Origin of the sequence: Achromobacter sp. PD1 (assembly GCF_048541815.1) — a bacterium.
Taxonomy (GTDB): domain Bacteria; phylum Pseudomonadota; class Gammaproteobacteria; order Burkholderiales; family Burkholderiaceae_B; genus Achromobacter; species Achromobacter bronchisepticus_A.
On sequence record NZ_CP183349.1, the window covers coordinates 3,748,548 to 3,765,789 of the forward strand.

Here is a 17,242-nt window from a genome sequence, read left to right on the forward strand (position 1 = left end):
CCGCGTGCCGCTTAAGATTTCTGGCCTGCGGCCTTGTCCTGCTGCGCAGGCTCGGCCGGTTTTGCGCCAGGCTGCGGGGCGGATTCCGCAGGCTTGGCGCCCGGTTGCGCGGGAGCCTGGCCGCCCGGAGCGGGCGTGCCGTTCTTCCATTCGCTGGCCTGCACCGGAGCGCCCGGGCGAACCTTCTGGAATCCTTCCACCACGACCACGTCGCCAGCCTTCAGGCCGCTGGTGACGATCCAGTTGCTGTTGAGGGCGCCCCCGGTGGTGACCGGGATCTGCTCGATCTTGTTGTCCTTGACCAGCAACAGGCTCTGCAGGCCGTCCGCGGTACGCTGCAGCGCCTGCTGCGGCACCATCAGGGCCTTGTCATCCACGCCCTGCTCCAGGCGCACGCGCACGTACATGCCGGGCAACAGGATGCCGTCGGGGTTGGGGACTTCGGCGCGCAGGTTCACCTGGCCCGTGGTCGGATCCACGGTGATGCCGGTGAACAGCAGCTTGCCCGGCTGGCCGTATTCAGAGCCGTCTTCCAGCACGATGGTGGCGCGCGCCGTATCCTTGCCGATCTGCTGCAGCTGGCCGCTGGCAAAGGCGCGGCGCAGGGACGCGAGCTGCGCGGTGGACTGGGTGAAGTCGACGTAGATCGGATCCAGCTGCTGCACCGTGGCCATCTGCGTGGCCGAGGTGGTCTCGACCAGCGCGCCTTCGGTGACCAGCGGCTTGCCGATGCGGCCGGTGATCGGCGAGGTCACGTCGGTGTAGCCGAGGTTGATCGCGGCGTTGTCCTGCGCCGCCTTGGCGGCGGCGACAGCGGCGTCGGCCTGGCGGTACGAAGCCACGGCGTTGTCGTATTCCTGCTTGCTGACGGCGTTGGCCTTGACCAGCGGCGCGTAGCGGTCGGCCAGCAGCTTGGCGCTGAACAGGTTGGCCTGCGCCTGCTTGAGTTGCGCCGTCGCCTGATCGTAGGCCGCCTTGTAGGGCGCCGGATCGATCTTGAAGAGCAGCTGGTTTTCCTTGACGTCCCCGCCTTGTTCGAAGGCGATCTTCTGGACGATGCCGGTCACCCGGGCACGGATCTGCGCATCCCGGACGGCATCGACGCGGCCAGGCAGCTCAGATACGATGGGCGCGCGCTGCGGCTGGATCGTGATGACGCTGACCTGGGGCATGCCAGGATTCATTTGCGGCTTTTCGCCGCACCCAGCCAATATCAGTGCGAGGAGCCCACCGGAAAAAGCCAGGCCGGAAACACGTTTAGGCGAAAACCGCATTGAAACCCCCGCGTAGCGTAATAAACCGTAATCGCAGCATTTAACCGCGACTTACACCGCGGTCACAACAAAAAGCATGCGTCATCACGGCGCGTAATCAGCCCAATAATGTAACTCAGTTGTTGGGGAAATCACTGATTTTTAATGCTTCAAATGCCACACCCACGGGGATTCCATACAACAGATCAGCTCTCGGAAAGCTCTCGCAGCTTGCCCAGGAACACATAGCCCATGCCGTGCACCGTATGCAGCGGCAGCCGGGCGCCGGCCAGCAGGACCTTGCCGCGCAAGCGGCAGATCGCCACATTCAGCGTGCGCATGGTGGTGCGTTTACGCAGGGCCATGAACGCATCGCGCCGCAACTCCCTGGCGGGATTGCCCGCCAGGCAAAGCAGGCAGGTGCGTTCCAGGGCCGTCAGGCCGATGCGGGCGCCATGGGGCGTAAGCAGTGTCCAGCCCTGGTAGGCCAGCGACCACCAACCATCCGTGGCGTAGGGAGTATCGGCCGCGCGGGCGGGCGCGACCTGTGCAAGGCGAGCGGGGGCATTCACGACGGATCTCCACCAGGACGGCCCGCGCAGCACGGGGTGGCGGCCGGTTCCCGGAACAAGGTTGCAATTTGCCCCGAAAGACTACCGCTGGAACCCGCGGGCGTTGTGGCTGCAAGAAATCTATCAGACCAATCCGCTGAGAAATCTGCCCGAAATCCGTCCAGATGCCACGCCCCCCTGCCCGGCAGTTCAGGTGCGCGTGCCGTTGCGATGGATATCGTGAGTGACGAAACAACTGTCCTCGGTCGGACGGGCCAGGATGCCAGGCTTGGCGAGCGTGGCGCGGATGTCCGCCAGGCCCGACTCCCAGTGCTCGCGCATGGCCTCGGTGCCGAACTCGTAGTCCTTGGAGTAACGCTCCCGGTGCTTGGACTCGTAGATGAGGTTGATGATGTTGGTGGCCGGCGTATGGGACAGCTTGCGGATGTCGGCGAACTCCGCCGCGTTGCGCTCGGCGGCCGGCAGCTTCGCCAGCAGACGCTGCAAGCCATGACGCAGCTTGAGCACGCGCCTCAACTGGTCCGTGACCAGGCGGGTGCGGCTGGAGTACTGGATGTCCTTCTGGCGTTCGGCCACTTCCTCCAGGTTGGTCGGTAGGCCGCCGCGCGCGGGCCACAGGTCGACCTGGAACGCCAGCGTGTCCCGCATGCTGTCCGTCGTCAGCACCTGGGCCAACGGCGTGTTGGACACGACGCCGCCGTCCCAATAGTGTTCACCGTCGATCTCGACAGAAGGGAAGCCCGGCGGCAAGGCGCCCGAGGCCATGATGTGCTCGGGCCGCAGCGTGTCCTTCAGGCTGTCGAAATAGGCGAAGTTGCCGGTCCGCACGTTGACCACGCCGAAACTGGCGCGCACGGACCCGCTGTTAAGCAGGTCGAAATCCACGAACTCCCGCAAGGTCGCGGCCAGCGGCGTGGTGTCATAGAAGCTGGTGGACGCCGCGCCCCTGCCGTGCACCAGGTAAGGCGGCGGAAAACGCGGCTTGAAGAAGCCCGGCTGGCCCGAGAACAAGGCCTGGAAGGCGGACACATGCCCGTTCATGACGGGCGAACCGAAGCCGAACGGCAAGCCCTCGAACATGGGGCCGAGCGTCTCGCCCCAGGGAACCGAGGCGAAACCAGCCGGCCGACAGATGGTTTCCCAGAAACCGCGCAGACGCTCCACACGCTCGTCCTCGGGAGAGCCCGCGATGATCGCCGCGTTGATCGACCCGATGGAAATGCCGGAAATCCAGTTGGGCCGTATACCCGCTTCGTGCAGCCCCTGGTACACCCCGGCCTGGTAGGCCCCCAGCGCCCCGCCGCCTTGCAGCACCAGGGCCACGACTTCATAGGGCGGCGTATCGCCGGTGTCTTGCTGCGGAGCCTTGCGGCGAGTACTCATACGGCTTCCTCTGGGCAGGGCCGGCGGACCGCCCTACTTGCTTTTGTCCGGCAACTGCGGCGCAGCCACGCCCGCGCGGAACGGATACTTGGAGAAAATCTGCGCAACCACCTTGTCCGTGTTCTCGGGCGACGCGCTGGCATCGGGCTGGACCTCGCCCACCGCCACGCCTTCCCACACCAACTGCCTGCGACGCGCGTCGACGAGGTCGATGTTCAAGGTGCCCTCAGTATATTGGTAGACGTCATCGCCCCAGCCGTAGCCGGGCCAACCGCCGTAGAAGCCGGTGCGATAGCCGTAGTACGGACCCATGGGCGGCGGGGCCGGAGTGACCTGCACCTTCTGCTGCAGCTTGGCGCTGAAGTTGAGCAGCAGGTCGGGGTTGGCGGCGCTATAGGTGTAGCCGCGCATTTCCATCTGGCCGCGCGTGGCGTTTTTCAGACGCTCGGTCAGCAGGGTGCTGTAGCCGGCCTTGTCGGTGCCCAGCGGCGTCATGTACCCGAAGGTTCGGTACTGCGCGAAATTCGCCTGATGATCGTAATCGCTCTTGACGTCAGGGCCTGTGGCGCAAGCCGCCAACAACGCCGTCATGGAACCCGCAGCCAGCAATTTGAACGCTTTCATGTCGTTTTCTCCGTGAGCCCGATGCCTGAACATAGTGCCGCCAAGCCTGCAAAATTTCAACAGAATCTCATTCTCATCGCGTTCGTCTCGCCCCGCCAGGGCTGCGGCCGTCCATTACACTTTCAGCTGTCCCATACCCTGACCATGGCACGATAACGATGTTGGAACTCGACGGCTCGATTTGGTTTCGCTCCGGCGCCCAGACCTGGGGCGGAAAAAACCGCATAGACCTGCTGGCGCAGATCGACGCCACCGGCTCGATCACGGCCGCCGCGCGCGCCGTGGGCATGAGCTACAAGGGCGCATGGGACGCCATCGACGCCATGAACAACCTGGCGGGCGAGCCTTTGGTGATCAGGGCCGCCGGCGGCAAGGGCGGCGGCGGCACGCGCCTGACGGACCGCGCGCGCGGCCTGATCGGCACCTTCCGCGCCCTGGAAGCCGAACACCGCAAGTTCATGGAAAACCTGACCCGCGCCGGCGTGAACGCCGCCGGCGACATCGACCTCATGAGGCGATTCATGCTCAAGACCAGCGCGCGCAACAAACTGCTAGGCACCGTCATCCAGATCCGCGCCGGCGCCGTCAACGACGAAATCGTGCTGCGCATCGCGGGCGGCCTGACCATCACGGCCACCATCACCCGCGAAAGCACACAGGAATTGGGACTGGCCGCGGGCAAGGAAGCGATCGCGCTGGTCAAGGCGTCGTCCGTCATCGTGGGCGCGCCCGGCCCCGGCCTGCGCCTGTCGGCGCGCAATCAACTGCCGGGCAAGATCACGGCGCTGCGCCCGGGCGCCGTCAACAGCGAGATCCTGATCGGACTGGACGGCGGCCTGACGCTGGCAGCCATCGTCACCAATGAAAGCGCGCAGGACCTGGGCCTGGACGCAGGCGCCGACGCGGTCGCGATCTTCAAGGCTTCCAGCGTGATCCTGGGCGTGCTGGACTGAGCCGCTCAGACGCCCACGTCCTCGTCGTGCCGCCGCACCCTGCCCTCGCGCACTTCGAACACTTCGTCGGCCAGCGCGTCCACATCCGCCGGGTCGTGCGTGATCAGCAGCATCGGCACGTCCAGCTGGCGTTGCAAGGCGTTGAGTTCCAGCCGCATCTTGCCGCGCAGCTGCGAATCCAGCGCTGAAAAAGGCTCGTCCAGCAGCAGGATGTCGGGCCGCAGCATGAGGGCTCGCGCCAGCGCCACCCGCTGCTTCTGGCCGCCGGAGATCTCGCTGGGATAGCTGCCCACGATGGAACCCAGCTCGAACGCGTCCACCCAGCGCTGCGCCTCGGGTCCGACCCCGCGCCGGGGCGGGTTGCGCCAGCCGCGGCGCAGCCCGAAAGCGATGTTCTGCGCCACGGTCAGGTGGGGAAACAGGGCATAGTCCTGGAACAGATAGGCGACGCGGCGCGATTGCGCGGGCAGGTTGATGCCTGCGTCGGTGTCGAACAGCACGCGGCCGTTGATCTCGATGCGGCCCGAGTCGGGGCGCAGCAGGCCCGCCACCGCGCGCAGGGTCAGGCTTTTGCCCGCGCCCGAGGGGCCGAACAGCGCGATGCGCTTGGCTGACGAATCGAATGCGACGTCCAGCGCGAAGCGCCGCTCGCCGGACACCATCTGCTTGCGCACCTGGATGCTGACGCTCATAGCGCGCTCCCATTGCGCCGGCCGCTGCTGACGGGCACCAGCTTGCCGGCCAGCAGCAGGACCACCACGCAAGTCACCGAGGTGACCAGCACCAGCATATTGGCCGTGGCGTCGTCGCCCGCCTGTACCGCCTCGTAGATGGCGACCGACAGGGTCTGCGTGCGTCCCGGCAGGTTGCCGGCAATCATCAGCGTGGCGCCGAATTCGCCCAGCGCCCGCGCGAAGGCCAGCAGCACGCCGGCGGCGATGCCGCGCGCGGCCAGCGGCAAGGTGACGCGGAAGAAGATCCCCGCCTCGCACACGCCCAGCACGCGCGCCGCGCTTTCCAGCTGGCTGTCGACGTTCTCGAAGGCGGCGCGGGCGGACTTGAACACCAGCGGAAAGGCCACCACGGAAGCGGCGATCACCGCGCCCTGCCAGGTGAAGACCAGTTCGATGCCCCAGCCCGCCAGCGTCTCGCCGATGACGCCGCGGCGCCCCAGCAGCACCAGCAGGTAGTAGCCCAGCACCGTGGGCGGCAACACCAGCGGCAAGGTCAGCAGCGCGTCCAGCAGGTCGCGCCCCGGCCAGCGCCAGCGCGACAGGCCATAAGCCGCGGCCGTGCCCGCCACGGTCGCCAACAGCGTTGCCCAGCCCGCCACTTTCAGGGAAAGCAGCAGCGGCACCCAAACCGGATCACTCATCAATGCCTACGATTCAACAGGTATCAGGGCTTCTGGAAGCCGTAGCGCGACAGTATCGCCTGACCTGCGGGAGACAGCACATAGGCAACAAAGCTTTCGGCTTCCTTGGCGGCGGTTTCACGCGTGGTGACGGCGATGGGATAGGTCACCGGCGTCTGCGAAGGCACGCGCACCGCGACCTTGACCTTGTCCGCCATGATGGCCGCGTCGGTCGCGAACACGAAGCCCGCGTCGACCTCGCCGCGCGCCACGTAGTCCAGGCTCTGGCGCACGTTCTGGGCCAGCACGCTCTTGGCCTGCACTTCCTTCCAGAGGCCGGCCGCTTCCAGCGCGCCCTGGGTGTAGCGGCCCACCGGCACCGATGCCGGGTTGCCGTAGGCGATGCGCTTGACGTCGTCGCGGGTCAGGTCCTTGAGCGCGGTGATGTTGGCCTTGCTGTCGGCCGGCACGATCAGCACCACCTGGTTGGCGGCGAAGTCCACGCGCGAGGCCGGCTTGACGGCCTTCTCCTCGACCGCCTTATCCATGGCCTTCTGGTCCGCCGAGGCGAACACGTCGGCCGGGGCGCCCTTGACGATCTGCTGCAGCAGCACGTCGGACGCGCCGAAGTTCAGGATGACCTTGGTGCCGGCATGCTCTTTTTCGTAGCCTTGCGCGACTTCCTTGAAGGCGTTGGTCAGGCTGGCGGCGGCCGAAACCACCAGGTCGCCGGCGGTGGCGTTGGCGCTCCATGCGGCGGCCAGCGCCAAGGACAGCGCCACGATCGGACGGTTGCGGAACATGTTCTTCTCCCAGGGGAATTCGCTAAGTCGGTAACGAAATATATATAGGTATATAACGCCCGTCAATTTGGCCGCCCGAGGGAGGGTTGAGCAAAATCAAGGAGTGGCGGCCGCAGGCTTCAGCCGCGCGCCACCGTGGTCGCGTGCACCGCCTCGGGCGCCAGCCGCGCCCGCAGGTGCTCCAGCGCCAGCTCGGGCCGGGCCGCGCCGCACATGAAGATGTCCAGCGCCGCGAACGCGTGTTCGGGCCAGGTATGGATGCTGATGTGGGATTCGCTCAGCAGGACCACGCCGGTCACGCCCGCGCCTGCGCCGAAATGATGGAAGTGCGCGCTCAGCACGCGCGCGCCCGCCGCCTGCGCCGCGGCGATCAGGTCGCGTTCCAGCGCTTGCGCGTCGGTCAGGCGATCCGCCGGCACGCCGCGGAAATCGGCCAGCACGTGGCGTCCGGGTGTGGCATGCGGGGTCACTTGTGGGATCCGCCCGAGGACCAGCCCGAGCCGCCCGAGGAACTGCTGCCCCAGCTGCTGCTGGAGCCGCCGCCGCTGGACATGCGCGCGCCCGGGGTGTTGAACCCGGTGGCGAAGATCACCACCACGATGGCGTAGACGGTGTATAGAAGCTTGCCCATTCTGTCATTCGTCCTTGCCGGCCAGTTTGTCCGCCAGCGCCGCCGGGATCCAGAGAAACGCCGCGCCGATCAGCAGCGGGATGATGCCCCCGCTGAAAATGGTGTCGATATTCAGGAAGGCCAGCACGATCATGGCCGTCCAGGCGAACTTGCGATAGCCCCCGGGCTTGCCGCTGAGCGGCATGGCCTTCTGCTTGGCAAGTTCAGGATCGCCAAACCATTCCGCCAACTGCGCCGGCGCCACCGGCCCCGAGGCCGACCAGCCCAGCTCGGATTCGCTCAGCTCGCGGGTCAGCTTCAGGTTGCCGGCCTTGTAATCCGTGATCTTGGTGCTGTCGCCCACCTTGACGCGCCAGTTGAACGCGCCCAACGCCAGTTCCACGCGCGAGGTGTAGTCATACAGCTTCTGATAGAGCTTGGAGCGCCAGCGCACGCTGCTGGCGTTGTTGTGGCTGGGCCAGGTATCGCATACCTGCACCCGCTCCCAGCCCTCTTCGGTTTCCACCAGCCAGATGAATCCCTTCGCGGGATTGAACAGCAGGTACTCGATCCAGTCGGACGGCTCCTCGGGGTCCGGATCGGCGCACTTCATCAGGCCGATGAGCGTGTAGGACGCGCCGTCGATCTTGGCCACCGCGCCCAGCGGCAACGTGGTCTTGATGGCTTTGACCTTGCGGGCCTTTTCGATGACTTCGGCCGTGGGTCCCGAGCAATCAACGGTGGCCGCGCACGAGGGGCAGACCACTTGCGTGGCCATGGCGGCCACGAAGCTTATGGGCCCGCCGCAGTTGGGGCAGTCCAGCGCCTTGATCTGACCGCGGAAACGGCCGGCGGTTTCCTCGACCTGCTCGTTGGTCCGCAGCGATGCCGCCTGCATGGCGGACAGGTCGAATGCCTTGCCGATGTACAGCTCGGGCTCGGGTCCGTCGGAAAAGTCCAGCGTCAGGAACGCGTCCAGGCTGCGGTAATCGGCCACCTTGGCCAACCAGCCGTCGCCCGGCACGAAGGGCAGCTCGCCTTGCGTGCCGCCCGCCTGGCAGGCGCGCACGTCGGCGGCGGTGAAGCGCTGGCCGTCCAGCTTCAGTTCGTCGCCGGGCGCGATATCGTCGAACGCCGGCATGCCCTGCGTGGACTTGACCTTGCGCCGCCGGGTCACGGCGTACTGGCCCGAGGCGTCCGACAGCCAGCCGTCCGAGCCGTCCTCGAACCACAGATACCACTCGTTCCAGAAGCCGTCTTCGTAGCGCAGCTGGATGCGGCCGATCAGGTCGAAGCGCTTGCCTTCATGAGTGCCGGCCGCCCCCAGGCACAAGGGCGAGTAGTCCTCCAGGACCTCGGCGGCCTCGCCGATGCGTTTGACCGACTCGGCGTCCTTCAGCAAGGTGCTGCGGCAGGCGCCGCAGACCGCCATGACCGATGCCGCGGACGTGAACTTGACTGGGGCGCCGCACTGCGGACACAGAACCTGCTGCATGGAGCCTTAGCTGGTGAGTTTCTTCAGCACTTCGGCCTTGGCCGAATCGTAGTCCGCGGCCGTGATCAGGCCTTTGTCCAGCAGATCCTTGAGCTGCTGCAACCGCTGCGCCGGATCCGCGCCCGCGGCGGCGGGCGCCTGCTGGGCAGGTTGCTGCGCGGCCTGCTGCGGCTGCCCCTGGGCGCCGGCCAATCCTGCCGCCATGGTCTGGCCCAGCGCCGCGCCGGCCGCCAGGCCCGCGCCGATGCCGGCGATGCCGCCTTCGTTCTGCGCGGCCATCGGTATGGCCGTGGCGGTCTGGTACTGGGTGAACTTGCCCAGGTCGCCGGCCATGCCCATGGAAATCCGCGTGTCCAGCGCCTTCTGCAGTTCTTCCGGCAGCGAGACGTTCTCGACCGTGAAGTTGTCGAGCTTGACGCCGTAGCGGTCGAACACCGGCGCCAGCTGTTCAGCGATGCTTTGCGACATCAGCCCCTGGTTGCCGGCCATGTCCAGGAACGGCACCTTGGAGCCGCCCAGCGCCGTCGTCATCGCCGCGACCACCATGTTGCGCAGCTGCGCTTCCAGGTCGTCGACGGTGTACTCGTCGCGCGTGCCGCTGATCTCGCGGTAGAACTTGGCGGGATCGGAAATCTGATAGGAATACACGCCGAAGGCGCGCAGCCGCACCATGCCGAATTCGCTGTCGCGCAAGGTCACCGGCTGCGCCGTGCCCCAGCGCCGGCCCAGCTGCAGGCGCGTGCTGAAGAAGATCACGTCCGACTTGAAGGGCGACTCGAACAGCTTGTCCCAGTTCTTCAGGTAGGTCAGGATCGGCAGCGTCTGCGTGGTCAGCTTGTACATGCCGGGACCGAACACGTCGGCAACCTTGCCTTCGTTGACGAACACCGCCATCTGCGATTCGCGCACGGTCAGGCTGGCGCCATACTGGATTTCGAAATCCTGCATGGGATGACGCCAGGCGAGCACGCCGTCGCGGTCCTCGTTCCATTGCAGGATGTCGATGAACTGCTTGCGGATGAATGAACCGAGACTCATGAGTCTTTCTCCTGTCAGATCAGGTGCGGCGCGAGCCCGCGTCAGGTCAGGCTGGCGGCGTTGACGATGCCGGCGGCGATGGAAATCGAGCCGATCAGCCCGCCCATGGCGATGTTGTTTTCTTCGATGGCCTCGTTCATGCCGCGCACCGTCTGGGACACGCCCACGTACACGACCAGCTGCACCAGCATGGCCACCAGGCCCCACAGCAGGAACATGGCATAGCTGGCATGGATCGCGATGCTGGAGCACAAGGTGAAGCTGAAGCCCACCAGCGCGCCGCCATACGACAGCGCGGCCGCGATATTGCCTTCGCGGATCAGCTCGAATTCCTTATAGCGCGTGACGGCCGTGTAGACCAAGGTGAAGACACCCAGCATGGCAAGCGCGGACGCCATATAGATAAGATAGGTCACCACCGGATGCATTGCTTCTCCCATTGCCACCCTCCTAATTGCGCGCAGTATATACGGCGCGTTCGATATACTGCGAACGCATTTTTCGTGTCGGACACCTCATGCGCGACCGCGTTCTCATCCTTTCGGTATTGATCGTCGCCTCCTGCGGTTTGGGCTATGAGCTCATCAGCAGCGCGCTGGCCAGCTATTTGCTGGGGGATTCGATACTGCAGTTCTCTTCCGTCATCGGCTGTTATCTGTTCGCCATGGGCATAGGCTCGTGGTTGTCAAAATATGTAAGAGACGAAGACGTTTTGAATCGCTTCATCGATGTGGAGCTGCTGGTCGCGCTGTTGGGCGGCGTCTCCGCTGCGGTGCTGTTCCTGGTCTTCTCATGGATGCCCGCCCCCTTTCGCGCGGCGCTGTATGTGGGCGTGTTCCTCATTGGCCTGATGGTCGGCATGGAAATCCCGCTGGTGATGCGGGTGTTCAACCAGCGCAAGACCGAATTCCGCGAAATCGTCAGCCGCGTGCTGACCTTCGATTACCTGGGCGCGCTGGCTGTGTCGCTGGTGTTTCCCCTGTTGCTCGCGCCCAAGCTCGGGTTGCTGCGCACCAGCTTCCTGTTCGGCATCCTGAACGCCAGCGTGGCGCTGTGGACCACCTGGCTGTTCCGCGCCGAGATCCCCCGCCCCAGCGAAAAGGCCATCCGCGCCAGCGTGGTGATCGGGTTCCTGGGCCTGGGCTTCATCTATTCCGGCAGCATGACGGCCTGGGCCGAGAAAGGCCTGTACGGCGACGACGTGGTGCACGCGGAAACCACGCAGTATCAGCGCCTGGTGGTCACGCGCTGGCACGACGACCTGCGCCTGTACATCAACGGCAACCTGCAGTTTTCGTCGCGCGACGAGCACCGCTACCACGAAGCGCTGGTGCATCCCGGCCTGCAAGCCCTGCCCTGGGCGCGCAACGTGCTGGTGCTGGGCGGCGGCGATGGCCTGGCGGTGCGCGAAATCCTCAAATACAAGAATATCGAACACGTAACGCTGGTGGATCTGGATCCGGCCATGACTGGCCTGTTTTCCCGCTCCGAGCCGCTGGTCAAGCTGAACCAGGGGTCGTTGAAGGATCCGCGGGTCACGGTCATCAACGACGACGCCGGCCGCTGGCTGGAAACCCATGCCGAGGTCTATGACTACATCGTGGTGGATTTTCCGGATCCGTCCAACTTCGGCCTGGGCCGGCTGTACTCGGTGCCGGTCTATCACCTGATGGCGCGCCACCTGGCCGAGAACGGCTACATGGTGGTGCAGTCCACCTCGCCCTACTTCGCGCCGCGCTCGTTCTGGAGCGTGGACGCCACCTTGAAGGAAGCCGGCCTGAACACCTGGCCGTACCACACCTACGTGCCGTCCTTCGGCGACTGGGGCTTCATTCTGGCCAGCAAGCGCCGCGACTACGAGCCGCCCGCCGCGATCACCGTGCCCACGCGCTACCTGGACCCGGTCACGACGCGCGAACTGTTCCACTTCCCTGCCGACATGCCCGCGCTGGCGATGCCTCCGAACCGTCTGAACGAGCAATCGCTGGTGCGCTACTTCGACGAGGACTGGCGCAAGGTCATCCGCTGATGCGGCGGCGCAGCTTCCTGTTGGGCGCGGCCACGGCCGCGGTCGCCGGCACCGCCGGGTACTACCGTTCGCGCATCGTCGAGACCACGCCGGAAATCCATTACCCGGGCATGCAGGCTGGCCACGCCTTGCGCGACGGGGCGGCCTGGCCGCAGCCCTCGGCCAACCACAAGCGCGACGTCGTGATACTGGGTTCGGGCGTGGCGGGCCTGTCCTGCGCCTGGAAGCTGGCGCGCGAAGGGCACACGGATTTCCTGGTGCTGCAGGGTCCCGAACTCGACGGCAATGCGGCCGCCGGCCAGCGCGAGGGCCTGGACTACCCCTTGGGCGCGCACTACCTGCCCCTGCCCTCGATGGCCTCCACGCACATACGCGAAATGCTGGCCGACTTCGGCATCATCGAGCGCGGCGCAAGTACCCTCCGTCCCTACTACGACGAGACCGCGCTGGTGCACTCGCCCCAGGAGCGTCTGCTGCGCGGCGGCCATTGGGAAGAAAACTTGCTGCCCATGAACGGGCTGCCGGAAGCGGACCTGGCGCAGCACCGCAAATTCCTCGCGCTGATCAATCGCCTGCACACGCAGACCGGCAGCGACGGCCGCAAGGTCTTCAGCATCCCGCTCACGCTGTCGTCGCGGGATCCGGCCTGGCGCGCGCTGGACGCGATCACGTTCAAGCAATGGCTGGACCGCGAAGGCTACACCTCGCCCGCGCTGCACTGGTACCTGAACTACTGCTGCCGCGACGACTACGGCGCGCAATACGACGCGGTCTCGGCCTGGGCCGGCCTGCACTACTTCGCCAGCCGCGACGGCCATGCCGAAAATGCGGGCGAAGGCGCCGTGCTGACCTGGCCTGGCGGCCTGTCGACGCTGATGCAGCGCATGCGCGACGCCATCACCAAGAAGCTCGGCCATGCCGATTGGCTGGCCCCCGGCACGGCGGTCCGGGTACAGGAGACGCCCGCCGGTGCGCTGGTCACCTGCCTGGGCTCGTCCTCCGACGCCTACACGGTGCAGGCGCGCCGAGCCGTGTGCGCGATGCCGTTGTTCGTGGCCCAGCGCATCCTGCCCGACATCCGCGCCTATGGCTACGATCCGGCGGTGCATGCGCCGCCGCACGCGCCCTGGATGGTGTCGAACTTCGTCATGGAAGGCTACCCGGCCGAAGCCCCGGGCGAACCGCTGTCCTGGGACAACGTGGTCTATCAAGGTAAGGCGCTGGGCTATGTCGTCTCCACGCACCAGTTGCTGCGCGTGGCCCGCACGCCGCGCTGCGTCTTCACGGCGTATCACGCGCTCGGCGGACAGACGCCCCAGGCCGCGCGCGAATGGCTGACCCGGGCCAACCCGGAAGAGCTGCGGGCCGAGGCCGCATCCGACCTGGTCGCGGCCTACGGCAAGGAATTCTGGCGCCATGCGCGCCAGCTGGAAATCACGGTGCGCGGCCATGCCATGGCCTCGCCGCTGTGCGGCTACCTGTCCAATCCGGGACTGGCCGCGCTGCGCGACGTGGACGGTCCGATACTGTTCGCGCACTCGGACCTATCGGGCTATTCCGTGTTCGAGGAAGCCTCGTGGTGGGGCGTGGCCGCCGCGGGGCGCATTATGGGCCAAAAGCCGCCGCAGGCCTGAAGTTCGCGCGCCGCGTTTTCTCCGGCCGCCTGCAATACAATTCCGCGAGCTTGCCGGGCATCACGGCACCTCCTGACCGGACTCAGATAAAAAGACATGGGAAAACACGTCGTTGTCCTAGGCGCGGGTATCGTGGGCGTCTGCTGCGCCCTGGAACTGCAGCGCCGCGGCCTGTCCGTCACGCTGGTGGACCGGCAGGAGCCAGGCCTGGAAACCTCGCTGGGCAACGCCGGCGTGATTGCGCGCAGTTCGCTGATGCCATTCAACCACCCCGGCTTGTGGGCGCAGTTGCCGCGGCTGCTGAAAAACGACACCGTGCAGTTCCGCTACAAGCTGAGCTATCTGGCGCAGAACCTGGGCTGGGCCGCCCGCTTCCTGCTCAACGCCCGGCCGGCGGTGTTCAGGCAGACCGTGGAGGCGCTGGACGGCCTGATCCGGCTTTCGGCGCCCGAGCATCTGCGGCTGCTGAACGAATCAGGCGCGGCGCACCGGCTGCGCGATACCGGCTGGATTTTCCTGTACCGCTCGGAACAGGGCTGGAACAGCGGCGAACTGTCGCGCAAGACCTTTGCCCAGTACCAGGTGCCGACCCAGGTCCTGCAACCCGCGGAACTCGCGGAGATCGAACCCGCGCTTGCGCCCATCTTCCGCCGCGCCCTGTGGATCCAGGGCTCGTATTCCGTCAATGATCCGCACGAAGTGGTCACGGCCTATGCCGGCCTGTTCCGCCGCTCGGGCGGCGCGTTCCAGCGCCTGGCCGCCAGCGCCATCCGCCGCGAAGGCCAGGGCTGGGTCGTGCAAGGCGCGCAGGGGTCGGAATCGATAGCGGCGGATCGATTGGTGGTCGCGCTGGGTCCCTGGTCGAAGGGACTCTTGAAGACGGCGGACATAGATCTGCCCATGGCGTTCGAGCGCGGCTACCACATGCATTACAGCGGCGCAGACGGCGCCGGCCTGACGCGCCCGGTCTACGACACCGGCGGGGGCTACGTGCTGTCGCCCATGGCGCGCGGCCTGCGCCTGACCACGGGCGTGGAACTGGACGCCTGCGAGGCACCCGCCCGGCCGCTGCAGCTGGACCTGGCGGAAGCGCGGGCCCGCGAGGCGTTTCCGCTGGACCGGCGGCTGGATGCCGAGGCGTGGCTGGGGCGGCGCCCGACGCTGCCTGACAGCCGGCCGATGATAGGCGAAGCGCCGCGCCATCCCGGCCTGTGGTTGGCGCTGGGCCACCAGCACATCGGCTTCAGCACCGCGCCCGGCACGGCGAAGATACTGGGCGAACTGATGTGCGGCGACGGCGCGGTCTCGCGCCATGAGGCATTCCGGCCCGGCCGGTTCATCTAGAACGGCGGGAAGCCGCCGGCTGCGGTTCACGCGGCCGGCGCCTGGCGCTTATCCCAGCAACAGGGCGTCGTCCGAGATCTTCTCTCCGCGCACGCGCTCGAACATGGCCAGCAGATCCGGCACGTCCATGCCGCGGCGCTCGTCGCCCGACACGTCCAGCACCACTTGCCCCTGATGCAGCATGACGGTGCGGTCGCCCACGTCCAGCGCCTGGCGCATGCTGTGGGTCACCATCATCGTGGTGAGCTGGCTTTCGGCGACGATGCGCGCGGTCAGCTGCAGCACGAAGTCCGCGGTGCGCGGGTCCAGCGCCGCGGTGTGCTCGTCCAGCAGCAGGATGCGCGAAGGCTGCAAGGCCGCCATCAGCAGGCTGACCGCCTGGCGCTGGCCGCCCGACAGCAGGCCGATGCGGTCGGTCAGGCGGTTTTCCAGCCCCAGGCCCAGCGTGGCCAGGCGCTCGCGGAAGCCTTCCTTCATGGAGGCCTTGACCGCACGGCTGTAGCCGCGGCGCGCGCCGCGCATCTGCGCCAGCGCCATGTTCTCTTCGATGGTCAGGTCTTCGCAGGTGCCGGCCATGGGGTCCTGGAACACGCGGGCCACGCGGCCCGCGCGCGCCCACACAGGCTGGCGCGTAACGTCGACGCCGTTGATGTCGATGCGGCCGGAGTCGACCGGCAGGTCGCCCGAGACTGCGTTCAGAAAGGTGGACTTGCCGGCGCCGTTGGAGCCGATGACGGTCACGAACTGGCCCGACGGGATCTCCAGCGACAGGCCGCGCAAGGCGCGCGTCTCGATGGGGGTACCGGCGTTGAACGTGATCTTGAGGTCTTTTGCGGACAACATATTCAGCTCCCCTTCTTGCCGAGGAGGCGGCGCTTGAGCATGGGAATGACCAGGGCGAACGTGACCAGCACCGCGGTGACGAGGTTCAGGTCTTGCGCCTTCAGGCCGATGAAATCGCTGTTCAGCGCCAGCGCGATGAAGAAGCGGTAGACGATGGCGCCGATGATGACGGCCAGCGTGGCCAGCACCAGCTTGCGCGACGGCAGGATGCTTTCGCCCACGATTACGGCGGCCAGGCCGATCACGATGGTGCCGATGCCCATCGAAATGTCCGAACCGCCCTGGGTCTGGGCGAACAGCGCGCCCGCCAGCGCGACCAGCGCGTTGGACAGCGCCATGCCGCCCAGGATCATGCGGCCGGTGTTGACGCCCTGGGCGCGGGCCATGCGGCCGTTGGAGCCGGTGGCGCGCACCGCCAGGCCGGTCTGCGTGGCGAAGAACCAGTCCAGCGCCAGCTTGGCCAGGATCACGATGACGATCAGGATCAACGGACGGGCGACGTAGTCCGACAGCCATTCAGGCTGCAGGATGGTGAAGACGGTGGGTTCGGTGATCAGCGGAACGTTGGGCTTGCCCATGATGCGCAGGTTGACCGAGTACAGCGCGATCATCATCAGGATGCTGGCCAGCAGATCCATGATCTTGAGCTTGACGTTGAGCCAGCCAGTGACCAGCCCGGCCGCGGCGCCAGCGATCGTCGCGATGACGGTGGCCAGGAACGGGTCGGTGCCCGAGGCGATCAGCGTCGCACAGACCGCGCCGCCCAACGGGAAGCTGCCGTCAACGGTCAGGTCCGGGAAGCGCAACAGGCGGAACGAGATATACACGCCCAGAGCCACCAGGCTGAAGATCAGGCCGATCTCCAACGCACCTAACAACGAGAACAATGACATGGGTCAAATCCAATCAGTGAGAAGCGGGCATATTAAGAACTTGCACGAAGGCAAGAAACGAGCATATTAAAGAGTTGCCGCGTCGGATATCTTGCGTTTCGGGGTCAGTTTTACCCCAGCTTTCGCAAGAAACGTTTCCCCGCAGGGGATTTTCTCCGGTTTCCTGCCAAAGCCCTCCCGTGCCGGACGGCCGGGCCGCCAGCATGAGTCTGCAGGACCATTCAGGGAGCAAAAACGCCGGGCGGGCACAACGCCGTAAGGCGGGCCGCCGGCCATTCAAGACCAGCACATTGCGCCGGGCCGCGAGCATCTTGTGAATGCTGCCGCCCTGAAGACCATGGGGTAAGGCAAGACACCAGAACATAAAACAAGCCCCGCTCATGCCGGATAGGCATGGCGGGGCGGGTACGGCTG

Annotated in this window: 18 protein-coding genes; 4 read left to right on the top strand and 14 right to left on the bottom strand. The window is 66.3% G+C overall.

The features are described from left to right. Positions 1-11 precede the first annotated feature (11 nt). The 4 genes from ACM1PE_RS17725 to ACM1PE_RS17740 all read right to left on the bottom strand — a co-directional run bounded on the left by ACM1PE_RS17725 (position 12) and on the right by ACM1PE_RS17740 (position 3,832). Positions 12-1,274: an efflux RND transporter periplasmic adaptor subunit gene (locus ACM1PE_RS17725; RefSeq protein WP_059372408.1), complete on the bottom strand. Its 1,263-nt coding sequence runs from the start codon at positions 1,272-1,274 to the stop codon at positions 12-14. Between the two features lie 185 nt (positions 1,275-1,459). Further along, positions 1,460-1,825: a helix-turn-helix domain-containing protein gene (locus ACM1PE_RS17730; RefSeq protein ID WP_059372404.1), complete on the bottom strand. Its 366-nt coding sequence runs from the start codon at positions 1,823-1,825 to the stop codon at positions 1,460-1,462. 189 nt (positions 1,826-2,014) lie between these two features. After that, positions 2,015-3,208 (bottom strand): patatin-like phospholipase family protein, encoded by a 1,194-nt coding sequence (locus ACM1PE_RS17735; RefSeq protein ID WP_059372402.1) that lies wholly within the window; start codon positions 3,206-3,208, stop codon positions 2,015-2,017. A 33-nt stretch (positions 3,209-3,241) separates the two neighbouring features. Next, the gene (locus ACM1PE_RS17740) at positions 3,242-3,832 is read right to left on the bottom strand and encodes a DUF4136 domain-containing protein (protein ID WP_059372399.1); all 591 of its coding nucleotides are present in this window, start codon (positions 3,830-3,832) and stop codon (positions 3,242-3,244) included. 158 nt (positions 3,833-3,990) lie between these two features. On the opposite strand from ACM1PE_RS17740, the gene ACM1PE_RS17745 reads away from it, so the two are divergent. Further along, positions 3,991-4,785, top strand: a complete 795-nt coding sequence (locus tag ACM1PE_RS17745; protein ID WP_419340615.1) for a TOBE domain-containing protein — start codon at positions 3,991-3,993, stop codon at positions 4,783-4,785. 5 nt (positions 4,786-4,790) lie between these two features. Here the strand turns inward: ACM1PE_RS17745 and ACM1PE_RS17750 are convergent, their stop codons facing one another. The 8 genes from ACM1PE_RS17750 to ACM1PE_RS17785 all read right to left on the bottom strand — a co-directional run bounded on the left by ACM1PE_RS17750 (position 4,791) and on the right by ACM1PE_RS17785 (position 10,513). Beyond that, positions 4,791-5,477 (bottom strand): ATP-binding cassette domain-containing protein, encoded by a 687-nt coding sequence (locus tag ACM1PE_RS17750; RefSeq protein WP_419340616.1) that lies wholly within the window; start codon positions 5,475-5,477, stop codon positions 4,791-4,793. Continuing rightward, the gene (gene modB / locus ACM1PE_RS17755) at positions 5,474-6,160 is read right to left on the bottom strand and encodes a molybdate ABC transporter permease subunit (protein ID WP_059372387.1); all 687 of its coding nucleotides are present in this window, start codon (positions 6,158-6,160) and stop codon (positions 5,474-5,476) included. Before modB ends, ACM1PE_RS17750 begins: the two co-directional genes overlap by 4 nt. A gap of 23 nt (positions 6,161-6,183) precedes the next feature. After that, positions 6,184-6,942 carry a molybdate ABC transporter substrate-binding protein gene (modA, locus tag ACM1PE_RS17760; RefSeq protein ID WP_118932523.1) on the bottom strand — a complete coding sequence of 253 codons (759 nt, stop codon included), beginning with the start codon at positions 6,940-6,942 and terminating at the stop codon, positions 6,184-6,186. Between the two features lie 119 nt (positions 6,943-7,061). Next, positions 7,062-7,412: an adenosylmethionine decarboxylase gene (gene speD / locus ACM1PE_RS17765; protein WP_059372381.1), complete on the bottom strand. Its 351-nt coding sequence runs from the start codon at positions 7,410-7,412 to the stop codon at positions 7,062-7,064. Next, on the bottom strand, positions 7,409-7,573 hold the full coding sequence (locus ACM1PE_RS17770; protein ID WP_165867829.1) for a hypothetical protein: 165 nt from the start codon (positions 7,571-7,573) through the stop codon (positions 7,409-7,411). Before ACM1PE_RS17770 ends, speD begins: the two co-directional genes overlap by 4 nt. A gap of 4 nt (positions 7,574-7,577) precedes the next feature. After that, on the bottom strand, positions 7,578-9,047 hold the full coding sequence (locus ACM1PE_RS17775) for a DUF4178 domain-containing protein (protein ID WP_059372379.1): 1,470 nt from the start codon (positions 9,045-9,047) through the stop codon (positions 7,578-7,580). Between the two features lie 6 nt (positions 9,048-9,053). Beyond that, the gene (locus ACM1PE_RS17780; protein ID WP_059372377.1) at positions 9,054-10,085 is read right to left on the bottom strand and encodes an SPFH domain-containing protein; all 1,032 of its coding nucleotides are present in this window, start codon (positions 10,083-10,085) and stop codon (positions 9,054-9,056) included. Between the two features lie 41 nt (positions 10,086-10,126). Further along, a complete protein-coding gene (locus ACM1PE_RS17785; RefSeq protein WP_054452914.1) occupies positions 10,127-10,513 on the bottom strand; it encodes a DUF350 domain-containing protein in 387 nt (128 codons plus the stop codon). Positions 10,514-10,602: 89 nt separating this feature from the next. Between ACM1PE_RS17785 and ACM1PE_RS17790 the strand changes: the two genes are divergently transcribed. The 3 genes from ACM1PE_RS17790 to ACM1PE_RS17800 all read left to right on the top strand — a co-directional run bounded on the left by ACM1PE_RS17790 (position 10,603) and on the right by ACM1PE_RS17800 (position 15,092). After that, a complete protein-coding gene (locus ACM1PE_RS17790) occupies positions 10,603-12,114 on the top strand; it encodes a polyamine aminopropyltransferase (protein WP_059372374.1) in 1,512 nt (503 codons plus the stop codon). After that, positions 12,114-13,748, top strand: coding sequence for an NAD(P)-binding protein (locus tag ACM1PE_RS17795; protein WP_419340617.1), 1,635 nt, complete (start codon positions 12,114-12,116; stop codon positions 13,746-13,748). Before ACM1PE_RS17790 ends, ACM1PE_RS17795 begins: the two co-directional genes overlap by 1 nt. 96 nt (positions 13,749-13,844) lie before the next feature. After that, positions 13,845-15,092, top strand: a complete 1,248-nt coding sequence (locus tag ACM1PE_RS17800) for an NAD(P)/FAD-dependent oxidoreductase (protein ID WP_419340618.1) — start codon at positions 13,845-13,847, stop codon at positions 15,090-15,092. 48 nt (positions 15,093-15,140) lie between these two features. On the opposite strand, the gene ACM1PE_RS17805 is transcribed toward ACM1PE_RS17800, so the two are convergent. Continuing rightward, positions 15,141-15,935 carry an ABC transporter ATP-binding protein gene (locus ACM1PE_RS17805; protein WP_013395026.1) on the bottom strand — a complete coding sequence of 265 codons (795 nt, stop codon included), beginning with the start codon at positions 15,933-15,935 and terminating at the stop codon, positions 15,141-15,143. 2 nt (positions 15,936-15,937) lie between these two features. Continuing rightward, positions 15,938-16,828 carry an ABC transporter permease gene (locus tag ACM1PE_RS17810; protein ID WP_059372366.1) on the bottom strand — a complete coding sequence of 297 codons (891 nt, stop codon included), beginning with the start codon at positions 16,826-16,828 and terminating at the stop codon, positions 15,938-15,940. Positions 16,829-17,242: the final 414 nt, after the last annotated feature.

Excerpts from the sequence above, each read along its gene's own strand:
- ACM1PE_RS17800 (WP_419340618.1), top strand. The coding sequence starts at position 13,845 with ATGGGAAAACACGTCGTTGTCCTAGGCGCGGGTATCGTGGGCGTCTGC.
- ACM1PE_RS17770 (WP_165867829.1), bottom strand. The coding sequence starts at position 7,573 with ATGGGCAAGCTTCTATACACCGTCTACGCCATCGTGGTGGTGATCTTC.
- ACM1PE_RS17780 (WP_059372377.1), bottom strand. The coding sequence starts at position 10,085 with ATGAGTCTCGGTTCATTCATCCGCAAGCAGTTCATCGACATCCTGCAA.
- ACM1PE_RS17775 (WP_059372379.1), bottom strand. The coding sequence starts at position 9,047 with ATGCAGCAGGTTCTGTGTCCGCAGTGCGGCGCCCCAGTCAAGTTCACG.
- ACM1PE_RS17740 (WP_059372399.1), bottom strand. The coding sequence starts at position 3,832 with ATGAAAGCGTTCAAATTGCTGGCTGCGGGTTCCATGACGGCGTTGTTG.
- ACM1PE_RS17735 (WP_059372402.1), bottom strand. The coding sequence starts at position 3,208 with ATGAGTACTCGCCGCAAGGCTCCGCAGCAAGACACCGGCGATACGCCG.
- ACM1PE_RS17810 (WP_059372366.1), bottom strand. The coding sequence starts at position 16,828 with ATGTCATTGTTCTCGTTGTTAGGTGCGTTGGAGATCGGCCTGATCTTC.
- modB (WP_059372387.1), bottom strand. The coding sequence starts at position 6,160 with ATGAGTGATCCGGTTTGGGTGCCGCTGCTGCTTTCCCTGAAAGTGGCG.
- ACM1PE_RS17750 (WP_419340616.1), bottom strand. The coding sequence starts at position 5,477 with ATGAGCGTCAGCATCCAGGTGCGCAAGCAGATGGTGTCCGGCGAGCGG.
- ACM1PE_RS17790 (WP_059372374.1), top strand. The coding sequence starts at position 10,603 with ATGCGCGACCGCGTTCTCATCCTTTCGGTATTGATCGTCGCCTCCTGC.
- ACM1PE_RS17745 (WP_419340615.1), top strand. The coding sequence starts at position 3,991 with ATGTTGGAACTCGACGGCTCGATTTGGTTTCGCTCCGGCGCCCAGACC.
- ACM1PE_RS17725 (WP_059372408.1), bottom strand. The coding sequence starts at position 1,274 with ATGCGGTTTTCGCCTAAACGTGTTTCCGGCCTGGCTTTTTCCGGTGGG.
- ACM1PE_RS17785 (WP_054452914.1), bottom strand. The coding sequence starts at position 10,513 with ATGCATCCGGTGGTGACCTATCTTATCTATATGGCGTCCGCGCTTGCC.
- ACM1PE_RS17805 (WP_013395026.1), bottom strand. The coding sequence starts at position 15,935 with ATGTTGTCCGCAAAAGACCTCAAGATCACGTTCAACGCCGGTACCCCC.
- ACM1PE_RS17795 (WP_419340617.1), top strand. The coding sequence starts at position 12,114 with ATGCGGCGGCGCAGCTTCCTGTTGGGCGCGGCCACGGCCGCGGTCGCC.
- modA (WP_118932523.1), bottom strand. The coding sequence starts at position 6,942 with ATGTTCCGCAACCGTCCGATCGTGGCGCTGTCCTTGGCGCTGGCCGCC.